This is a genomic window from [Ruminococcus] torques ATCC 27756, from assembly GCF_000153925.1.
Classification (GTDB): Bacteria; Bacillota; Clostridia; order Lachnospirales; family Lachnospiraceae; genus Mediterraneibacter; species Mediterraneibacter torques.
On record NZ_DS264359.1, the window covers coordinates 32670 to 52805 of the forward strand.

At 39.3% G+C, this 20136-nt stretch carries 17 protein-coding genes; 16 read left to right on the forward strand and 1 reads right to left on the reverse strand.

The window, feature by feature from the left end; genetic code table 11:
* Window positions 1-69: 69 nt before the first annotated feature.
* From RUMTOR_RS08585 to RUMTOR_RS08605, 6 genes are all read left to right on the forward strand, one after another.
* Window positions 70-729, forward strand: coding sequence for a LytR/AlgR family response regulator transcription factor (locus RUMTOR_RS08585; protein ID WP_004847076.1), 660 nt, complete (start codon window positions 70-72; stop codon window positions 727-729).
* A 57-nt stretch (window positions 730-786) separates the two neighbouring features.
* Window positions 787-2067, forward strand: a complete 1281-nt coding sequence (locus tag RUMTOR_RS08590) for a sensor histidine kinase (RefSeq protein WP_044998156.1) — start codon at window positions 787-789, stop codon at window positions 2065-2067.
* A 359-nt stretch (window positions 2068-2426) separates the two neighbouring features.
* Window positions 2427-2573, forward strand: a complete 147-nt coding sequence (locus RUMTOR_RS12730; RefSeq protein ID WP_004847083.1) for a cyclic lactone autoinducer peptide — start codon at window positions 2427-2429, stop codon at window positions 2571-2573.
* Window positions 2570-3139 carry an accessory gene regulator B family protein gene (locus RUMTOR_RS08595; RefSeq protein ID WP_004847086.1) on the forward strand — a complete coding sequence of 190 codons (570 nt, stop codon included), beginning with the start codon at window positions 2570-2572 and terminating at the stop codon, window positions 3137-3139. Before RUMTOR_RS12730 ends, RUMTOR_RS08595 begins: the two co-directional genes overlap by 4 nt.
* The gene (locus RUMTOR_RS08600) at window positions 3136-4533 is read left to right on the forward strand and encodes a DUF3502 domain-containing protein (protein WP_004847088.1); all 1398 of its coding nucleotides are present in this window, start codon (window positions 3136-3138) and stop codon (window positions 4531-4533) included. Before RUMTOR_RS08595 ends, RUMTOR_RS08600 begins: the two co-directional genes overlap by 4 nt.
* 86 nt (window positions 4534-4619) lie before the next feature.
* Complete coding sequence (locus tag RUMTOR_RS08605) at window positions 4620-4970, forward strand: hypothetical protein (protein ID WP_009243409.1); 351 nt, start codon at window positions 4620-4622, stop codon at window positions 4968-4970.
* Window positions 4971-5306: 336 nt separating this feature from the next.
* Here the strand turns inward: RUMTOR_RS08605 and RUMTOR_RS08610 are convergent, their stop codons facing one another.
* The gene (locus RUMTOR_RS08610; protein ID WP_242647671.1) at window positions 5307-6704 is read right to left on the reverse strand and encodes an IS30 family transposase; all 1398 of its coding nucleotides are present in this window, start codon (window positions 6702-6704) and stop codon (window positions 5307-5309) included.
* Between the two features lie 181 nt (window positions 6705-6885).
* Here RUMTOR_RS08610 and RUMTOR_RS08615 point away from each other — a divergent pair, with 181 nt between their 5' ends.
* The 10 genes from RUMTOR_RS08615 (at window position 6886) to RUMTOR_RS08655 (ending at window position 20120) form a co-directional block, all read left to right on the forward strand.
* Complete coding sequence (locus RUMTOR_RS08615; RefSeq protein WP_022003152.1) at window positions 6886-8109, forward strand: hypothetical protein; 1224 nt, start codon at window positions 6886-6888, stop codon at window positions 8107-8109.
* A gap of 76 nt (window positions 8110-8185) precedes the next feature.
* The gene (locus RUMTOR_RS13170; protein ID WP_004847093.1) at window positions 8186-8362 is read left to right on the forward strand and encodes a hypothetical protein; all 177 of its coding nucleotides are present in this window, start codon (window positions 8186-8188) and stop codon (window positions 8360-8362) included.
* Between the two features lie 22 nt (window positions 8363-8384).
* Window positions 8385-9611: a hypothetical protein gene (locus tag RUMTOR_RS08620; protein WP_004847095.1), complete on the forward strand. Its 1227-nt coding sequence runs from the start codon at window positions 8385-8387 to the stop codon at window positions 9609-9611.
* A 53-nt stretch (window positions 9612-9664) separates the two neighbouring features.
* Window positions 9665-10894 carry a hypothetical protein gene (locus RUMTOR_RS08625; RefSeq protein WP_004847096.1) on the forward strand — a complete coding sequence of 410 codons (1230 nt, stop codon included), beginning with the start codon at window positions 9665-9667 and terminating at the stop codon, window positions 10892-10894.
* A 37-nt stretch (window positions 10895-10931) separates the two neighbouring features.
* Complete coding sequence (locus RUMTOR_RS08630; RefSeq protein WP_004847098.1) at window positions 10932-13160, forward strand: ABC transporter permease; 2229 nt, start codon at window positions 10932-10934, stop codon at window positions 13158-13160.
* Window positions 13161-13165: 5 nt separating this feature from the next.
* Complete coding sequence (locus tag RUMTOR_RS08635; RefSeq protein ID WP_004847099.1) at window positions 13166-14077, forward strand: ATP-binding cassette domain-containing protein; 912 nt, start codon at window positions 13166-13168, stop codon at window positions 14075-14077.
* Window positions 14049-14924, forward strand: coding sequence for a MurR/RpiR family transcriptional regulator (locus RUMTOR_RS08640; RefSeq protein ID WP_004847101.1), 876 nt, complete (start codon window positions 14049-14051; stop codon window positions 14922-14924). Before RUMTOR_RS08635 ends, RUMTOR_RS08640 begins: the two co-directional genes overlap by 29 nt.
* Window positions 14925-15065: 141 nt before the next feature.
* Window positions 15066-17039, forward strand: a complete 1974-nt coding sequence (locus tag RUMTOR_RS08645) for a beta-glucoside-specific PTS transporter subunit IIABC (protein ID WP_009320951.1) — start codon at window positions 15066-15068, stop codon at window positions 17037-17039.
* A 16-nt stretch (window positions 17040-17055) separates the two neighbouring features.
* The gene (locus RUMTOR_RS08650; RefSeq protein WP_004847105.1) at window positions 17056-18483 is read left to right on the forward strand and encodes a 6-phospho-beta-glucosidase; all 1428 of its coding nucleotides are present in this window, start codon (window positions 17056-17058) and stop codon (window positions 18481-18483) included.
* A gap of 236 nt (window positions 18484-18719) precedes the next feature.
* Window positions 18720-20120: a glycine--tRNA ligase gene (locus RUMTOR_RS08655; RefSeq protein WP_004847107.1), complete on the forward strand. Its 1401-nt coding sequence runs from the start codon at window positions 18720-18722 to the stop codon at window positions 20118-20120.
* Window positions 20121-20136: the final 16 nt, after the last annotated feature.

Below are 20136 nucleotides of genomic sequence, written 5' to 3' on the forward strand. Positions count from 1 at the left end.
AGATTTCAGAAGTCTGAGACAAAAACGTGAAAGAAAATAATAAAGGAAGAGAAGAAAGCGTAAGGTCAAATGAGAATAGCGATATGTGAAGATGAAGAATTTATACAAAATTCGATTGAAAAAAATGTAGAGAAGTGTTTAGAAATAACAGGGATGGCAGGAAAATGTGAATGCTTCGTGTCTGCCGAAGAATTGCTTGAGAAAGGAAATATGCCATATGCACTGTATATTCTTGACGTTGAGATGAAGAAGCTGAGCGGACTGGAACTGGCAGAACATATCCGAACAGAGGATAGAAATGCAGTGATCATTTTTATGACAAATCATAGTGAGATGATGCAGAAAGCATTCGACGTGCAGGCGTTTCAGTATCTGGTGAAACCGATCGATTCTGATACTGCGCACAATGTGATTATGCGCGCTCTGCGGATCATCCGGGAAAAAAGAAATTATATCCGCTTTACAAACAAATTGAAAGATATGATTTTTTATTATGATGAGGTTGAGTGCATCGAAAGCCGCAGAAGAAAAATCATCGTACATACAGAAAAAAGAGATTATGAGTTTTACGGAAGTTTGAGTCAGATTGAAGAAGATATAAAAGGATCTATGTTTGTGAGAGTACATAATTCATATCTTGTTAATTTGGAAAAATTAAGGGAAGTGGAGCGTGAATCAGTTACCCTTCGTTCGGGATTGAAAGTGCCGATTACAAGGACTTATAAGTAGGAGTTCAACAAAGCATATCAAAAATTTATTCTGATGAGCAAAGGGGGAAGAGAATAGATGATGGAATATGTATGGAGTACAATCGATTTTTTAGTAATGTATTTGTTTGCTTTGTGCTTTTTCAAACCGAGGAGACGGATAGGAAAGCGAATTGATTTCATAATATTAATTGTAGTGGCGGTAATGGCATCTTTTATCAATGATTATTTTGCCAATTCGGATATTAATTTAGTGGTGACAATTATTTTTATCGTAGTTGTACTTGGATTTTTTGAAGGAAATTGGAAGAGGAAATTATTTGTAGGAAGTTCTTTTTTTGCATTTATAATTACGATTGAAGGAATTGTTGCATTGAGTATAGGATATTTTTTTCATATTGAGGCATCCGAAATGCCGAAATTGGACAGTGATATTACGCAGTTTTTCCAACGCTTTCTTACAGAACTGCGACTGATCCTCGTGCTTGTCCTATATTTTTTCAGCAGGCGCAAGAAAAATGCGCCGGAGAGAAAGGTACAGAAAAGCTTTTTGATTATTCCGATATTAAGCGCTGTTTTGATTATTTATCTTCATGAGGCGCAGATTATGAGGGATTCGATTGATCTGATTTTTAGTTGGATAGTGACAATTATCGTCATCGTGATCAATATTATCACTTATATTCTTTTCCGAAAACAGGAGCAATATCATATCGCAGAAGGGGAGATGAAAAATCAGTTAAAAGAATATGAATATCAAAAGCTTCATTACGAACAGGTCGAGCAGCATCAGCAGGAAATCCGAAAGATTCGGCATGATATGAAAAATCAGATCGCAGGAATATACGGATATCTTGAAAAAGGAGAAATTGAAGAGGGAAAGCGGGAAGTTTGCAGTATCTTGAATCAATTAGAAAAGGCAGAGCAGAAATTATTTACTGCGAACGCAGTTGTGAACGGAATCTTGAATATGAAGTATGTAGAGATTGAAGCAAAGCAGATTGAAGCAAAGTTAGATGTAAAATTGCCGGAGATACTGGGAATTACAGGAACGGATTTAGGAGTGTTGTTCGGAAATATATTGGATAATGCAATCGAAGCATGCGAGTCTTGCAAAAAAGAAAAATGGATCGACTTGTTTGCAGTATACGAAAATCATGGAATTGTCATTTGTTGTAAAAATTCATGCAGTGAAACAGTAATGGATCTTCACACGAGAAAATCTGATAAGCGTAATCATGGCTTTGGTCTGTCTAGCGTAAAACAAATTGCAGAAAAATACAATGGAGACGTCTGGTGGGAGTCAGAAAAAGAAAGTTTTACATTGAATATAAATTTATGGGAAAAAATTGAAAAATAGTATATACGAGAAATACAGCAGTATCCTAAGAGGGTATTTGCTGTATTTTTTGTATAGGTGACGATACAAGTCTGGAGGTGTCAAAGACCTTAACGGTTGTGTACAATTCTGAAATGTGCCTTTTGCGCTTTCAGTGATCTGGCTTGTGATGAATTTTTATAAAATTTAGAATGACTGTTTTTTAAGTTGTTTTTTGCCGATCGGATCAAAACGAAAGAAATATAGAAACAAATATCATGTTAAAGTGCGAGTTGTTACAATAAACTATGCATTTTGTTACATGTTGGAAAAATTCAAAGAAAAATAGTGTATAATCAGAAACATAAAAAATCAGTCAAACAAAAGAGGGAAGAGGGGAAATGATGTGGAAAATGATTCATAAAAGATGGTTAAGCCTTTTGGTATTTGGCGCGGATATGGTTACAAGATTTGCTGCAAGTAACAAGTGTATATGGTATCTTTATCAAGAAGAAATTCCGAAAGATGCAGTGAAATTGAAAAAATGAAAAACAAAAGAGAAGATCGGTTTGAAGCAATCGTCGATCAGTTTGTAAAAAATGATCTGATTGCACAAGAGGAGTATTCTTATTATTTATATGGGGTGAAACATTTAGAAGTTTTAATCATGACAACAGGCGGAGTATTATTGAGTGGCATATTGTTAAAGGAGATATTGTTTACAGTCGTATTTCTAATTACATTTTCACTATTAAGAATCGGATGGCAAGGGATACATGCGAAAACGAAAATAAGATGTTTCTGTTATTCGTTACTGTTATTTTTAAGTGGAATCTATGTAAAAAAACAGGTAGTTCGTTCGATTGATCTTTTTAGTCAGGCAGTGTTTATGGGAAGTATGTTGATAATTTTGCTTTTGACTGCATTGTGGAAGTATAAAATCGACGGGAAATTAAATGAGTTAAAAAGATGTTTTTGGATATTAGGCGGTGTCAGTTTAGCGATAGTGCTTGACATTTTTGTAAAAAGTGAGGCTGTTATGTGTGGGATTGGATATTCTTGTTTCGCAATGATTTTGCTTTGGTTTATTAGTATGGTGAGGACAAAGGAATGAAAAAGAGAAGAATTATAATAGCAGTTATAAGTATTATTGTAGTTGCGGCGATGGTGTTATTCGATATGTTGTATATGAAAAAGGATAAAAAAGAGGAATTGCCACAAGAAGAAAAGAAAGTTGAGGAAATTGTGTGGATTACAGAGTCTTCTATTGAGGGAGTACAAAGTGAGATGGAAGAGGCGTTGAATGCGTTGTTGAAAAAACGTGGATGTGAATATAAAGTACGATTCGTATGCTTTCCAATGGAAACATATGAGGAAGATGTTGCAGAATATTTAGAGAACAATTCTGCTGATATTATTTACAGCAATTTGCGCGTCGTAGGAGATGACAGTAATCAGTATTATTCATTCTATAAAAACGGATATTTGCAAAATTTAGAAAAAATCAGAGAAGATGAAAAATTTTATGATGCGTATTCGGAAAAAACATGGGAGCATATGGAAATTAACGGCGAAATCTATGGGATTCCATCATATAGTTATGAGGGAAACGGTTTGTATTATGTGTTTAATCAACAATATTTGGATAAATATAATGTAGACATATCGCAGGTTACAGGAGATTTGCAGACATTGTATCCGATTTTGACGGAACTGTCGGAAAAAGAAAAAGATAACAAAGCGTTCGTGCCGCTACATTCTTATGAATATATGATTTATGCTCCTGAATATACAGAGATTTTAGATACAATCAGGGTAAAAGAAGGTATGGAAAAACCGATTGCAGAGAATTTACTGAATAATGAACAGGTGAAAGAATCCGTGTTGCTTCTTAACGAATTTCATAAAAATGGATTGCTGAAGGAGGGATCGGCAAATACGTTGGCAAATGGTAATTTCTTCGTGATGCTTATGTATGCAGATGATCCAGAGTTACTTCAAGAATATTTTGATACAATCTGCGAGGAAAATAATAAAAAACCACTCTCCTTAAAGTATGTAAAGATAGGAGAGCATTATCCCCCGCATAGAACAGGCGGAATGAACAGTGTGTTAAAAGGTGGAAACACAGAGAAAGCAATCGACCTTTTGAAAAGGACAGTTACAGATGAAGAAATCAGTAATCTTTTGAAATATGGAACAGAAGAGATGGAAGAAACACCGGCGATGCTTCAATGGATGTTTGGGAACGATCAGTGGAGCAAGGAGAAAAATGCAGTGAAAGAATCTTTAATCGCAGGAATTCAATTCGATGGAAGAGTTTACAAAGAACAGATAGATCAGCTTTCACAAATATATTACAGCTATTCAGAATTGTTCCGAGGTCTGTCAGAAAATCCGCAGGAAGATTATGAAAAAATGATGCAGGAAATGGAAGCGGCAGGAATTAACGCGATAACAGAAGAAGTAAATAATCAGTTGGATCAGTGGTATAACACGGTTCGATAAGAGGATTTGAAATTATTTTCGGGGCGTACGACCGAAAATGATCATAAATGAACAAAAAGAAAAAGATTAAAAAGGAGGACAAGAACATGACTAAGAGAATGAAACGAATTGCGGCATTGTTGACATGCGGGTTGGTGTTGGCAAGTGGAACAAGTGTGTATGCGGGAAATGCAGAAGGAACGCTTTTAGGGTATCCGATTTCACTAGAAGTATCAGTTAGAAAAGCGTCTGCGATGACGGCTGGAAGTTATCCGAAAACAACTATTTATCCTTATCGTTATGCTACAGGTGGAAGTGCAAACCAACTGATTCCAATGACAGCGGTTTCTGGGGGCGGTACGGCGAGCGTTTATGCTCCTGATGGATGGGATATTGGAAAGGCAGAAAGTTTGCATGAAAATGGTGGTGTCAAAGCATATTTAGTAGCATATCCATAAATTAAATTTAAAAATTTTTAGGCACAGGTATTTAGGCGCAGCTCTTAATATATAGTTGGGTATAAAAAATGATTAAAAATTAAATATTGGTTGAGTGAATAAGTAAATTCCATATGTAAAAGTAAATTCCATACAGAAGACTAAATTCGATATTTTAGGGTTTGACGAATTGTGTCAAATCCTTTAAAGTGGAATTTAACCAGATAATAAATGCTTTTCTGCAATAAAAATGTATGCTAATGAGACAACTGGAATCTGCTCTGTAAGACTAAATTCCACTTGTCTGGTATGTGTGATATGGAGCCTTTATCCGCAGATTTGTTTTATTATCTGGTTTTATTTTTTCAATAATGCAGGCGTTAATACGATCTCATCTGCCGGTATTTCAGTGAGAGCAAAAAAATTTAAAAGTTCATGTGGGAGCATGATTTTTGCAAGAGCCATAGGCGACAATCCACCAAGGCTTTGTCTTGGAGTACTGTTGATATGGCTCATCATCAGATTGATCTCTTTTTGCGAGTAATCGTCAAAGGATGTTCCTTTCGGGCATATTTTTCGGATATATTCATGGTTCTTTTCACAATGCGGCTTTTGCCAGGAACACATCGGATCACAATAATAAATACTTGTCCGAATCAGGTTGTCTTCACCACATTCCAATGCATCCGGAATCTGAAATTCACCGCCTCTGTCCGTTAAAATCAGCGAAAAAGCAGAGGCAAAAGAAAAGGTTCCAATCGCATGCTCAATGGAGTCAAATACATTTTTTATATGATCGGATTCTTTGCTGTCAAGAAGATACGCCATCATAAAAGAACATTCGGAAAAGTGGAAAGTGAGTAACACCTTGTGGGAACCTTCACAGCCGAGAACGGTATCCATTTCAGTAACTCTTGTATCCGGGAACTCTTTTAAAAATGCCTGAAAGTCTTTGTAAGTACGACCTTCATAGATTGTTTTATCAACTAATTCAGAAGAGCCGGAAGAACGGAGCTTATATTTTACTTTTTTAGGCAGATCGATATTTTTAACACTCAAAGCTCCGGATTCAATGTAATTGTAAAGCGTTTTTTCTGAGTAAGGGATCTCCGGATGATTCTGTAGGATCATGTAAGGGGACTGCCCCTGCATAATCAGTGGGGAAACCAGTTCATCCAGCCTTATCAAATCTTCAGGAGAAATGTTGATACCAGTTCGCGATTCAATCAGAACGGTTCGATATTCCCTGTGAGCAATCGTGGCTCTATAATAAGCCTTATCCAAACGGCATCCGCTTTTTTTACTGCAAGCATTGCATACAAAGGGAGCTTTATCTAGTTTGGAACAATGATAACTGCGAGGAATGAAATCATCGCAATGGGAATTACAGTGGTTGCAGAGTTTACACATTCTTTTGCATATCGGAGCATAGATTTCACAGATATTCTTTTTTTTGCAGTCTTTTATTAGAGCACATTTATTTTTTGATTCATTGAAGTGGCTATGTTCCTGAATAGTGCGGTGCTTTTTAATTTCTTTGGAGATAGTGGTTGGATCTTTTCCTAACTGTAGCGCAATGCTATGGAGGGAGTTTCCTTGATCCAACCTTTTTTCAATTATAATACGCTGATCCATTGTCATATGCTTTTGATTTCCAGGGATAGATTTACACATAAGTACCTCTTTTCTACTGCGGATAGAAGGTACTAAAATAATATAGGATATAGAAGAAGAGAGTAAGACTAAATTCAGCATGATGGTGGAATTTAGTTTTTCATTTAAGGAAAATTAAATATTCAGGCTGTTTTATAGTAAAATGCATAGCTTTGATTTATAATTAACAGAGAGATCTGGTTAAAAGACTTAAGGTGAAAAAGACTATAAAACAGCCTTACTGTATATGATTGATTTTTAGTAATCAAGGGGGAATACCGTTATGAAAAGAAGACGTTTTATATCATTTGTATTTGTATTAATCTTGTGCTTTGGAATGAGCGGATGTGGAAAGGAAAAGAAAACTACCGCACCTAATAAATTTCAATCAGATTATATGGAAGTGTGGGGTGGTACGACAGTAGAGGAAGGGGATTTTAGAGTTATAAACGGACTTTTATATTATATTGATTTTGAAACGATGGAGGGAATACCGATTTGTAATAAGCCGAATTGTCGTCATATATCATGGAAAGAAGATCGTAATACAAAATGTGATGCGGCAAATATAGATATTAGTACAGTATTTCCGTATGAAGGAAAACTATACGGATTTCGTTCTCTTTCTGATGGCGGCAGTGAATTGGTCGTATCTGATTTAGATGGGGGAGACTGGAAATCAAAGGGCATGTTTATTACAGCCGAAGAAATTTTTCAAGGCGGGGTTGTCGTGGGAAATCAGATGTTTTTTTTAAAGGATGTAGTGGTAAGACCCGAAGATCATATCACAGAAATGAGAACGGATACAGTAATGTGCGTATTGAATTTTGATACGATGGAACTAAAAGAACTTCGCAGAGAAAAGGGTGTTTTTTCTATTCAATTTTTAGGAGGAACGAAAGATTATCAGATCTATTCAGTACAAGAAGATAATGGAATCAAATGCTATCAGTTTGACTATGATGAAGAGGAGTCAAAAGAAATCTCTTTGAAAAACAGAACACAGTCTGTTGTAAAAGCAGATGAGACAGGATTTTATTATAATAGTGGAATTGATTATCCGAAAGAAGTATATAAACACGATCTTGAAACCAGTGAAAATGAAATTTGTATAAGTGAAGAGGAAGCGAAAGCAGCATTTGGAAAAGAGTATCTACAATTAATAATATGGGATGTTCGCGAAGATGGAATTCTATTTCATTTAGTGGATGAAAAAGAGGGGGACGTGTTTTGGAAAGAATCAAAAAGTGGAGAAATAAAAAGACTTTACTTGGAAGAAAATTTGCCGAAAAAGAATTCTAGATTGAATAGTTTTATGTTTGGAACGGAAGACGGAATTGGTTTTTCTTATTTGCAATCTTTAGATTCGGATAATATCGAATGGTATGGATATATTAGCTGGGAAGATTTACTAGCCGGAAAGAATAATATAAAGACACTCGTTGAAACAAAATTTACGGGTGGGGGAAAACCGCTTGATGAGGAGGGAAATGTGATCGGAGAATAATATAAAAGTATTTATTGAACCCAAGTTGCCAGATTTAGGTTATCTATTGGATGAAAAGGAAGGAGAGAACAAAGTCATGAAGAAGAAGCATTTATTAGGAGTAATTCTATTTTTCTGTGTTGTTTTAGCTACGATAATTTTTGCTTTAGATCGCATGGATGTTATATCCGAAGGAGTGGCGCTTTTTATTAATGTATCACTCATGGCATTGTATTGGTGTATTGCAAGCATCCTAAACAAGGACCCAAAATAGTAATCAGGGGGGAAATACCATTATGAAAAGAAGACATTTTATATCATTTGTATTCGTACTAATTTTATGTATTGGTATGATCGGATGTGGGAAAGAAAAGAAAACTACCGCATCTGATAAGTTTCAATCTGATTATATGGAAATAGGAGTTGGCACGACAGTAGAGAAAGGATATTTTGGCGTTATAAACGGATTATTGTATTATGTGGATTTTGAAACAATGAATGCAGTACCGATCTGCAACAAGCCGGATTGTCGTCATATATCGTGGATGGAGGATCGTAATACGAAGTGCAATGCGGCAAATACTGATATTTGGAACTTATTTCCTTATAAAGGAAAACTATACGGTTTTCGGTCTCTTGCTGATGGCGGAAGTGAATTGGTTGTATCTGATTTGGACGGAAGCAACTGGAAATCAAAAGGAATGTTTATTAAGGCAGAAGAAAGTTTTCACGAAGGTGTTGTAGTGAAAGATCAGATGTTTTATCTGAAAGATGTGGCGTTAAGAGAGGAAGAGGCGGCAGAACCGGAGTTGGAAACGGTAATGTGTATGTTGGATTTAGATACAATGAAGTCAAGAGAGATTTGCAGAGAACGAGGCACTTTTTCTATTCAATTTCTAGGAGGAACGAAAGATTATCAGATTTATTCAGTAAAAGGGGAGGATGGGGTTACCTGTTATCAGTTTGATTACAAGAAAGAGGTATCGAAAGAAATTTCTCTGTACGATATCCCCGGAAGGATTATAGGGGCAGATGAAACGGGATTTTATTATAATAGTGGGATCGATTATCCGTCAGCTGTGTATAGGTATCATTTTGAAACAGGAGAAAATGAGGTTTTCGTAAGCAAAGAGGAAGCGAAAGCTGCATATGGAAAAGATGTATTTTCTCTTAGTCTGTGGGATGTCCGTGAAGAAGGAATTTTGTTTAAGATATGGTACGGAGAAGATCAAAGATTGTTTTTGAAGGAAGCAGACAGTGGAAAGTTGAGACAACTTTCGCTGTCAGAAGAATTATTAAAAGAAGACTTTGTTTTAAACGGAATGTTGTTTAAAAACGAGGAAGGACTGGGATTTGAGTATACGCAGTATTTAGATATGGATCAGATTAACTGGTATGGATACATCAGTTGGGAAGATTTGCTAAGCGATGAGAACAATGTAAAAGTACTTATCGAACCGAGGATGACAAGCCGAGGTTATCCGCTGGATGAGGATGGAAATGTGATCGGGGCACAAGAATGAGAATGTGAGAATTAACTGTTAAGCGTTAAGCGTGTGAGCAGGGGAGAACGGATATGAAAAAGAAACTATTAGCAGGAACAGTCTTGAGTATTTGTCTTTTATCGTCAGGGTTGTCGGCTTGTTCATCAGAGGATAAGACGGAAAAACCATCTTCCGAGAATCAGCTTCAATCTGATTACATGGAAGTAGACGGTATTCTGACGAAAACGGAGAAGGGGAGTTTTTCGGTACATGACGGATTGATGTATTTTACGGATTATGAGACACAGACAAGTATACCGGTATGCGGAAAGCCGAACTGCCGCCATTTATCAGTATATGAAGATGAAAAGACGACATGCAATGCAGTTTGTTCTTCTTCGTATATGTTTCCGTATAAAGAGAAACTATATCGGATCGAGAGTGTAGATAATCGAGAAGGTAAGTTGATCGCTTCACATATGGATGGGAGTAACCCGAAAACAGTCGGTACGTTTTCTTCGGGAGATATGTTAGAATCGGCAGTGATTTTAAATGAGAATATGTACTATACCTACTGTGAATTACAAAATAAAATCCTGGCGGAACAGGAAGACGGACAGGCGCAAAGCGGACAGGCAATGGGATCAAATTGTTCGTTGAATCGTCTGAATCTTGACACGTTGGAGCAGACGGAAATTGTAAAGCTGGAAGATGTAAGCCATATTCTTATGCTTGGAGGAACGAAAGAGTATCAAGTGTGTGCTGTAGTGAAAGATGACGGAGTACAATATAACTTATTTGATTATGAGAGCGGAACATTGACTGAAATCTCGTTGAATACCGTTGATTATCAGCGTGTTGAAGTGACGCAGGATGGGAAGGGTTTCTATTATATCGGTGATGAAGGAAAGTCTCTCTATTGCTATCATATTGATTCAAAGGAAAATGAAAAAATTGTTCAGGCGGAAGAAGTTGGCGCTGAAAAAGTCACTGTAGAAGGTGTAAGTGAAGAAGGAATTTTGTTTCGGGCATTTCCGGAAAATGAATTATATGTAAAAAATGAGGAAGGAATCAGTAATCTGAAGCTGTCAGACCGACTTCCGACAGATCAGGCGTGGCTTAGTGGAATTAACGATATAACGAAAGACGGAGTTTATTTTACATATCAGGAAAAATATATCGGCGAAAAAGAAATTGAAGGAGATCTTCTCATGTACGACGCCTATATTGAGAAAGAAGATCTGTTTGGGAAAACAGGTGAAATGAAAGTGATTTATACGCCGAGAGTTTCTTCGGCGGGGAATATTGTAACTGAAGAGTAAGAGAAACAAAAAAACCTTGCCGGAGGGGAGGGATCGGATGAAATCTGTAATGTATGAATGGAAAAAGTTTCGTGCATTCCGCTATTTTTGGTTTTTGTGCTCGGTGTTTTTTCTTTTTAATATTTGGACGCTGTCTGAAAAAATGAAGATGGAGATGTACGATGCAGGAGCGGTGAAACAGATTTACGCAGATTTGAAGGCACAGCCGGAAGAAAAGCGTAAAGAGTGGATCGAGAAGCTTCCGGAAAAGAAAGTTCCTGTTTATACGGGGAATGAATATGCAGAAGAGATGTTGTACAACAAAATCTTTCAGGAGTACAGACAGGTCAACCGATACGACAAATATCTTGAGGAGATCAAGGAAAAAAGCGCGAGTATGTCCAGCGCTATTTTCTCGAATGAAGGAACGTTTGCTTATCGAAATGCACAGATTACCCCGGATGCGTATGAGAAACTGAAAGGACTGAAACTAAAGAGTGATGTATCGGACGGAGTGATCTTTGCCACAGAAGCAGAATTTACAGATCTTTGCATCGTTTTTATGCTTGCGGTGACAGTGTATTTTCTTGTGTTGGATGAAAAGAAAAATAAACTATATCCTTTGCTGAGATCCTGTTATCGAGGGAGAGGCTCTGTGATCGGGGCAAAGCTGACAGTGGCGGCATGTGTGACGGCGCTGCTCGTTCTTCTGTTTTACGGAGTCGATTATCTTTATGCGTGGCAGAAATATGGCTTTGGTGACCTCTCTCGTCCGATCCAGTCGGTAACTACGATGTACGAAAGTCCGTATATGATGTCCGTAGGAATGTTTTTATTTTTATATCTGATCGTCAAGATGGCAGTCTGCTATGTGATCATATTAGGAATGATATGGATTGCTCAAAAATCAGAGACACCGTCCGGCGCAATGATCGGAATCGGAGCGGTCGGAATTGCAGAGTATATGCTGTCTGCATTTCTTCCGTCGGTGTCTTATGCGGACGTGTTCAAATACGTTAATCTGGCGGAATATATGAAAGTGTATCCGCTGTTTTCTAAATACCATAATTTAGACTTTTTTGACAATCCGGTCAATGCGATGACTGTATTTCGGATTGTTCTTCCGGTAGTACTTGTTCTTTTTGTTTTGGGAAATGTGCGGAGGTTTTTCCGATGTGCCAAAACAAAGAGAAGATGGAGAAGGGAGAGAAAAAACAGCAGTCGGATCGGTTTTATTTCGGATAAATTATATTTTTACGAAAGTGTGAAATGTCTTTTCTCAAACCGTGCGATATGGGTATGTATCGCGGTCATGTACGGCGCCGTTCTTGTCGGGAATTCTATTCCGACATACAGGGATATCAAGGAAGAATACTATAAGTTTTATATGACCGATCAGCAGGGAAAGATGACAGAAGAAAAAGTGGAATACTTCAATGAGGAGCGCAAACGATTTGAAGAGATCTATTCTATGACTCCGGAAAATTCAGATCTGACTGCCGTTGAGATTGTTCAGAAGCAGGAAGAAAACAAGTATGCTCATGAAGGATTTTCCGAGGCGTACAGTCAGGTGATGTACATTATGTCAAATAATCAGGGAAAGGGAGTCAATGAACAGGAGTTGGTTTATGAAAAAGGCTATCAGCTTTTGTTCGGAGATAAGGCGGTGAAGGAACGTCTGATCGGGATTCTTTTATGTGTGATCGCTGCGGTGTACAGCGCATCCGGCGTTCTCGGAACGGAATATGATCTGAAAGTAATGAACCTGCTTCGCAGTACGAAGCGGGGGCGGAAAGAATTATTTTTAAAAAAGCTTGGCGTGTCATTCGGAATTACAGCGGTGATCTTTGTTTTAGTCAAGATTCCGGCGATATTAAAAGTTGTCGGGGAGTATCCGCTGGAATGTTGGGGCGCAAAGGTGCGTTCGATGATGTTTGCGGGACAGTCGGTTATAAATTGTTCGATCTTCGGATACGTTTTGATGCTGATGATTATGCAGCTTGTGACATTGTTTGTCATTGTATTTAGTACGATGGCATTGTCCGTCGTTTTGAAAGACTCTACGATGACGATGATACTTTCGCTTCTTTTGTTCGGCGGTCCGCTGCTCATTGAATGGGGCGGAGTTCCGATCGTACATTATCTTAGTCTGAACAGTCTTTTGGACGGGCATCAGATTTTACAAGGAAACTGGCTTGTACTTATTTTGGAAATCGTGATCTTTTGGGGAGCGCTTTCATTTGCGGCAGGATATGTTTTATATCGTGCTTATGAGAACAGGAGGTAGCAGGGATGGAAATTAAGATTCGGGAATTATGTAAAAGCTATGGGAAGAAAAAAGCCCTGCAAAATTTTGACGCGACGTTTGAAAACGGAATTTATGGCATACTCGGACCAAACGGGGCAGGGAAGAGCACGCTGATGAATATATTGACAGATAACCTCCTTCGGGATTCGGGGAGAATATTGTGCGGCGGAAAAGATATTTTGAAATGGGGCGCGGCTTACAGAAAATCGCTCGGATATATGCCACAGCAGCAACAGTTGTACGAAACGTTTACAGTGACTGAATTTCTCGCTTATATGGGAACGCTGAAAGGAATGAAGAAAAAGGAAATCCGCGCTCGGATGGAGCTTTTATTTCCTTTGTTAAATCTTGACAAGGTGAAACGTAAAAAGATCAAGGAACTGTCAGGAGGAATGAAACAGAGAGTGCTTCTTTTGCAGGCGCTTTTAAACGATCCGAAGATATTGATCCTCGATGAGCCGACGGCGGGATTAGACCCGAAAGAACGTATCCGCATCCGTAATCTTATTTCGGATTTGAGTCAGGATCGGATCGTTTTGATCGCAACTCATGTTGTATCAGATATCGAATTCATTTCCAAAGAAATTCTTCTGATGAAAAACGGACGGCTGATCGATAAGGCAAGTCCCGAACAATTACAGGCAAAGATTCAGGGAAAAGTGTTTGAAATGAGTGTAGGGCAGCAGGAGCTGGAAGAAGTGAAAGAAAAGTTTGAAATAAGTAATCTGTTCCGAAAAGACGGACAGATTATCGTTCGCGTAGTGACACAGAAGCGTCCGGAAGGGTATGATGAGATCAGGGAAGCCGCTCCGACATTGGAGGACGTTTACTTGTATGAATTTGAGGTGAAGGGAGCTATGCACAATAATGCTGTTAGAAAAATTGCAGGAACATAAAAATTTTACGGCTCATGAAAAAGATGTAGCGGAGTATATTTTAAGTCATTTAGATCAGATTTCGGAACTGTCGGCAGGAGAACTGGCGAAAGCGTCTTACACGAGTAAGGCAACAGTCGTGAGGCTGAGTCAAAAGCTTGGGTTAAATGGTTTTCAAGATTTGAAAATTACTCTTACTGCCGAGATCAATCAAAAAAAGCGGATCGATCAACTGCTTGCAAACGAGCCGGTGACTGCCGAAAGTACATATGACGATATCGTAAAAACACTTCCGGCGCTCTATGATAAAGCGGTGACGAATACAAGACTTTCTTTAGATAAAAACAGTATGAAACGGATCAGTCAAGTATTGCAAAAAGCAGAGTGCATCGATATTTACGGAACAGGGATCAGTTATATACTTGCACAGTCGGCGGCGTTTAAAATCAGTACGCTCGGGTTGGAATGCTCGGCATACGAAAGTATTAATTCTCACTATCTGGCGGCGCGTAAGCACAAGAAAAACATTGCTTTTTTGATCAGTCTGACAGGATCAAATCATACGGTGATCTGTATGGCAAAATATTTAAGGGAGGCGACAGAAACTTATGTGGTCGGAATTGCAGGTCCTTATCATACAGAACTTAAGAAATGGTGTCATGAGATTGTGGAGATTCCGAACAGGGACGCGCTGCTAAGCCTGGATGTGATTACTTCTTTTTCGGGAGCGACTTATATTCTTGATATTTTTTTCGCGCTTCTGTTGTCAAAGCGATATGAAGAACATGCAAGATCCTCTATGGAAATGTTGAATCATTTAAGTCTGCTTTGGGATGAAACGTATCATACAAAAGAGAAAAATGAGTAAATTTGGACCGCTGTTTCAAAAAGCAGCGGTTCTTTTTCATGATTTTTGAAACGCTGAAACAATCCGGCTTGTGCGAATTGTATGAAAGAAAGACATATGTTATTTTCTAACTATCAAAAAACAGTTATAGGAGGAAAAGAAATGGGAAAGTATGAGACGCTGGCAAAAGATATCGTAAAAAATGTCGGCGGAAAAGAAAACGTAACAGGACTTGTTCACTGTATCACAAGACTTCGATTTACGTTAAAGGATGAAAGTATCGCAAAAGACGATGTTCTGAAAAAGATGGACGGGGTTGTGACTGTAATGAAAAGCGGCGGTCAGTATCAGGTTGTGATCGGAAATCATGTGCCGGAAGTATTTGAAGATGTGATGGCGCTGCTCGATTTGAACGAGAATAAAGCGTCTGCGGAAACAAAGAAATCAGGGAAGCTCCTGGATCGTGCCATCGATGTAGTGTCCGGTATTTTTCAGCCTATTTTAGGGATCATGGCTGCCTGCGGAATGCTGAAAGGTCTGAACACATTATTCGTTACACTTGGATTGTATTCTGCCGATTGCGGAGGATATATGATTATCAATGCGGCAGGCGATGCGTTGTTTACCTTTTTGCCGCTGTTCCTTGGATATACAGCAGCTAAGAAATTTCAGTTAAAACCGATGCTCGGTCTTGCAATCGGAGCGGCAATGTGCTATCCGGGTATCCAGTTATCTGCATTGTCGGCAGGAGCAGAGGCTGTAACGACCGTTTTGGAAGGAACGCTGTTCCAATCTCCGGTATATATAGACTTTTTCGGAATTCCGGTCATTTCGGTAGATTATACGGGAACGGTGATCCCGGTCATACTGACTGTATGGTTTGCGTCGAAGTGTGAAAAATTATTTAATCGGTTTGTGCCGGATCTTGTAAAGTTTTTCTTTGTGCCGATGCTGACTTTACTTGTAACTCTTCCGGTTGCAATGATCTTCCTCGGACCGGTCGCAACCTTTGGATCTACGCTGATCTCTGAATTTACGCTTATGATCAGGGAATTTAGTCCGCTTCTTGCAGGCGCGGTCGTAGGATTTACATGGCAGATTTTGGTAATCTTCGGAATGCACTGGGGATTTATTCCGGTTTATATTAATAATGTGCAGACGTTGGGATACGACAATGTTATGATGCCGTTTTTCGCCTGTACATTCGCTACATCGGCAGTAGTGCTTGCGATGTTTTTCAAAACAAAAGATAAAAAGATAAAAGAGATGGCGATTCCGAATTTTATTTCCGGTATTTTCGGTGTAACAGAACCGGCGATCTACGGTATGCTTCTTCCGCTAAAAAAACCGTTTATCATAAGCTGTATTGCAGGAGGAATCGGCGGAGCATTTTACGGACATTTTAATTTCCGTAAATTCATTCTCGGTGGCATGGGAATTTTTGAACTTCCGAATATGATCAATCCTGACGGAACAAACGGAAATATTATCGTAGCATTTATCGGAATTGCAATATCCATGGTTGTCGGTTTTGTTCTCACGATGATCTTTTACCACGATGAGAAGACCGGAAAAACGGGCGAAATTGATATGAAAAAGAATAGAGAGAAAGAAGATAAGATCGGTAAGATTGAGAAGTTTGATAAGAATGAATCGGATAAGATTGACAGGAAAGAAAGGAAAACAGAGAAAATAAGCAGTCCGTTGAAGGGAGAAGTTATAGCGCTTTCAGATGTTCAGGACGAAGCTTTTTCATCGGGAGCGCTTGGACTTGGAGCGGCAGTTGACCCGAAAGAAGGAGTTTTGTATGCACCGGCAGACGGAACAATCTCTGTGTTTTTTCCGACAGGTCATGCAATCGGGATGACAACGGACGACGGAGTGGAATTGCTGATCCATGTCGGAATGGATACGGTACAGTTGGAAGGAAAGGGATTCCGTCCATTCGCCAAAGAAGGAGATCGCGTAACGAAAGGACAGAAGCTTTTAGAATTTGATATGGAACTGATTTGTAAGGAAGGGTACTCTCTTGTCACTCCGGTTCTTATTACAAATACAGATGAATTTTCAGATATTTCAATTACAAGTGAATGTCATATAGATCCGCAATCGATCTTGATGACAGTTACTCGATAGGAAAGGATTGTTGCGTATGAAAGAACAGTTTTTGTGGGGCGGAGCAACAGCGGCAAATCAGTTTGAAGGAAGCTGGGATAAAGATGGAAGAGGGACTGCACTCGTTGATGTGATCCCTCACGGAGAGAATCGTCAGGCTGTCATGGATGGAACGTTCGATTATAGGAAACTTCCGAAGGAATCTTATTTTCCGGGAAGAAAAGCGGTCAACGGTTTTGAAAATTATAAAGAAGACATTGTGCTTTTAAAAGAACTGGGATGTAAATGTTACCGTTTCTCAATTTCATGGTCGAGGATTTTTCCGACCGGAGAGGAATCACAGCCGAATGAGAATGGATTGAATCATTATGAGAATGTGATCGATGAGCTGAATAAGTATGGAATTGAACCGATTATAACAATCTGTCATTTTGATATTCCGCTGGCTCTTATAGAGAAGTATGGTTCATGGAAAAGCCGCGAAGTGATCGATTGTTATCTTCGTTACTGTGAAGCTTTGTTTCACCGTTTCGGGAAAAAAGTCCGGTATTGGATTACATTTAATGAAATTAATATGCTGATGCATCTGCCGTTTATGGGAGCAGGTATTCGTCTGGAAGAAGATGAGAATCCAATGGAAGTAAAATATCAGGCAGCTCATCATGAACTTGTTGCTTCTGCACTGGCTGTGAAAATGGCGCATGAGATATGCCCGGGCTCACAGGTCGGATGTATGCTTGCGGCGGGAGACGTCTATCCGTATAGCTGTGATCCGAAAGACGTATGGGCAAGCGTGGAAAAGAACAGAGAAAATTACTTTTTTACAGACATACAAGTCAGGGGAAATTATCCTTCTTATGCTGAAAAATTATTTGAACGGGAAAATATTCGGCTGAAGATGAAGGAGAATGATCTTGAAATCTTAAAAGAGAATACGGTTGATTTTGTTTCGCTTTCGTATTATAACAGCCGCTGTGTGAGAGCGGACGGAAAAGGCGAAGCCGCAGGGGGAAACGTGTTTGCTTCTGCGAAAAACCCGCATCTTACCAACAGTCAGTGGGGATGGCCGATCGATCCTCTCGGACTGAGGATTACGTTAAACACGCTGTACGACAGATATCAAAAACCATTGTTTATTGTGGAAAACGGACTTGGAGCGAAAGATACGCCGGATGAGAACGGGTTTGTTGATGATGATTATAGAATAGAATATCTTTCTTCCCATGTGAAAGCAATGATGGATGCAGTGGAAAAGGACGGTGTAGATCTGATCGGGTATACTGCATGGGGGTGGATCGATCTGGTCAGTGCAACGACCGGAGAGATGTCGAAAAGATATGGGATGGTTTATGTGGACCTGGACGACTTCGGAAAAGGAACGGGAAAACGGATTCCGAAAAAATCGTTTTATTGGTATAAAAATGTGATAGAGAGCAATGGAGATTGTCTGCGCGATGATGCTTGAAAAATAAGGCCGCACAAGTTATAATGAATACCATCGAGAATAAAAAGTAATAGTTCAGCCTGCGCCATTCGTAAAACCGCACTGCGTGCTTACTGTAGCTGCCGCTACTGTTTTACTCATAAAAAGGCGCTAAGCACATACAGATGTCCGCTTGCAAAAACATGCAGGCATGTTTTCTGCTTCCCGTACATCTGTATGGCTGAACTGTTACAATAAAAAATGTGAGGAGCATAAAAATGGTTGAAAAGACAATGGATAAAATCGTGGCGCTTGCAAAATCAAGAGGATTCGTATATCCGGGATCAGAGATTTACGGCGGTCTGGCGAATACATGGGATTACGGCAATCTCGGTGTAGAACTGAAAAACAATGTAAAAAAAGCATGGTGGAAGAAGTTTGTACAGGAGAACCCATACAATGTCGGTGTCGACTGCGCGATCCTTATGAACCCGCAGACTTGGGTGGCTTCCGGTCATCTCGGAGGTTTCAGCGATCCGCTTATGGATTGTAAAGAATGTCATGAGCGTTTCCGCGCGGATAAATTGATCGAAGATTTCTGCGAAGAAAAAGGAATTGAACTGGAAGGTTCTGTGGACGGATGGTCTCAGGAAGAGATGACGGCATTTATCGAAGAGCATCAGATTCCGTGTCCGACATGCGGAAAACATAATTTTACAGATATCCGTCAGTTCAACCTGATGTTCAAAACATTCCAGGGAGTTACAGAAGATGCGAAGAATACGGTTTATCTCAGACCGGAGACGGCGCAGGGAATTTTCGTAAACTTTAAAAACGTACAGCGTACATCAAGAAAGAAACTTCCGTTTGGTATCGCTCAGATCGGAAAATCTTTCAGAAACGAGATCACACCGGGTAACTTTACATTCCGTACGAGAGAGTTTGAGCAGATGGAGCTTGAGTTCTTCTGCAAACCGGATACAGATTTGGAATGGTTTGATTATTGGAAAAACTTCTGTCTGAACTGGCTGTCTGAACTCGGACTGAAAGAAGACGAAGTACGTTACCGTGACCATGATGCGGAAGAGTTGTCTTTCTACAGTAAAGCGACGACAGACGTAGAGTTCTTGTTCCCGTTTGGATGGGGAGAACTTTGGGGAATCGCAGACCGTACAGACTATGACCTGACACAGCATCAGAATGTATCGGGACAGGATCTTACTTATTTTGACGATGAAGCGAAAGAAAAGTACATTCCGTATGTAATTGAGCCGTCACTTGGCGCAGACCGTATGGTATTGGCGTTCCTTTGCAGTGCATATGACGAAGAGAATATCGGAACAGAAGAGAAACCGGATATGCGTACCGTTCTTCATTTCCATCCGGCGCTTGCTCCGGTTAAGATCGGCGTTCTTCCGCTGTCTAAGAAATTGAATGAAGGCGCGGAGAAAGTATTTGCACAGTTGAGCAAATATTATAACTGCGAGTTTGACGATCGTGGAAATATCGGAAAGAGATATCGCCGTCAGGATGAGATCGGTACTCCGTTCTGTGTAACATATGACTTTGATTCGGAAGAAGACGGAGCTGTTACAGTGCGTGATCGTGATACGATGGAGCAGGAGAGAGTGAAGATTGAAGATTTGAAAGCATACTTCGAGAAAAAATTTGAGTGGTAAGAAGGAAGCAAAGGAA

Excerpts from the sequence above, each read along its gene's own strand:
- RUMTOR_RS08630 (WP_004847098.1), top strand. The coding sequence starts at position 10,932 with ATGAAATCTGTAATGTATGAATGGAAAAAGTTTCGTGCATTCCGCTAT.
- RUMTOR_RS08595 (WP_004847086.1), top strand. The coding sequence starts at position 2,570 with ATGAAAAACAAAAGAGAAGATCGGTTTGAAGCAATCGTCGATCAGTTT.
- RUMTOR_RS08645 (WP_009320951.1), top strand. The coding sequence starts at position 15,066 with ATGGGAAAGTATGAGACGCTGGCAAAAGATATCGTAAAAAATGTCGGC.
- RUMTOR_RS08615 (WP_022003152.1), top strand. The coding sequence starts at position 6,886 with ATGAAAAGAAGACGTTTTATATCATTTGTATTTGTATTAATCTTGTGC.
- RUMTOR_RS08585 (WP_004847076.1), top strand. The coding sequence starts at position 70 with ATGAGAATAGCGATATGTGAAGATGAAGAATTTATACAAAATTCGATT.
- RUMTOR_RS08605 (WP_009243409.1), top strand. The coding sequence starts at position 4,620 with ATGACTAAGAGAATGAAACGAATTGCGGCATTGTTGACATGCGGGTTG.
- RUMTOR_RS08590 (WP_044998156.1), top strand. The coding sequence starts at position 787 with ATGATGGAATATGTATGGAGTACAATCGATTTTTTAGTAATGTATTTG.
- RUMTOR_RS08620 (WP_004847095.1), top strand. The coding sequence starts at position 8,385 with ATGAAAAGAAGACATTTTATATCATTTGTATTCGTACTAATTTTATGT.
- RUMTOR_RS08610 (WP_242647671.1), bottom strand. The coding sequence starts at position 6,704 with ATGCTGAATTTAGTCTTACTCTCTTCTTCTATATCCTATATTATTTTA.
- RUMTOR_RS08655 (WP_004847107.1), top strand. The coding sequence starts at position 18,720 with ATGGTTGAAAAGACAATGGATAAAATCGTGGCGCTTGCAAAATCAAGA.
- RUMTOR_RS08625 (WP_004847096.1), top strand. The coding sequence starts at position 9,665 with ATGAAAAAGAAACTATTAGCAGGAACAGTCTTGAGTATTTGTCTTTTA.
- RUMTOR_RS12730 (WP_004847083.1), top strand. The coding sequence starts at position 2,427 with ATGATGTGGAAAATGATTCATAAAAGATGGTTAAGCCTTTTGGTATTT.
- RUMTOR_RS08600 (WP_004847088.1), top strand. The coding sequence starts at position 3,136 with ATGAAAAAGAGAAGAATTATAATAGCAGTTATAAGTATTATTGTAGTT.
- RUMTOR_RS08650 (WP_004847105.1), top strand. The coding sequence starts at position 17,056 with ATGAAAGAACAGTTTTTGTGGGGCGGAGCAACAGCGGCAAATCAGTTT.
- RUMTOR_RS13170 (WP_004847093.1), top strand. The coding sequence starts at position 8,186 with ATGAAGAAGAAGCATTTATTAGGAGTAATTCTATTTTTCTGTGTTGTT.
- RUMTOR_RS08640 (WP_004847101.1), top strand. The coding sequence starts at position 14,049 with ATGCTGTTAGAAAAATTGCAGGAACATAAAAATTTTACGGCTCATGAA.
- RUMTOR_RS08635 (WP_004847099.1), top strand. The coding sequence starts at position 13,166 with ATGGAAATTAAGATTCGGGAATTATGTAAAAGCTATGGGAAGAAAAAA.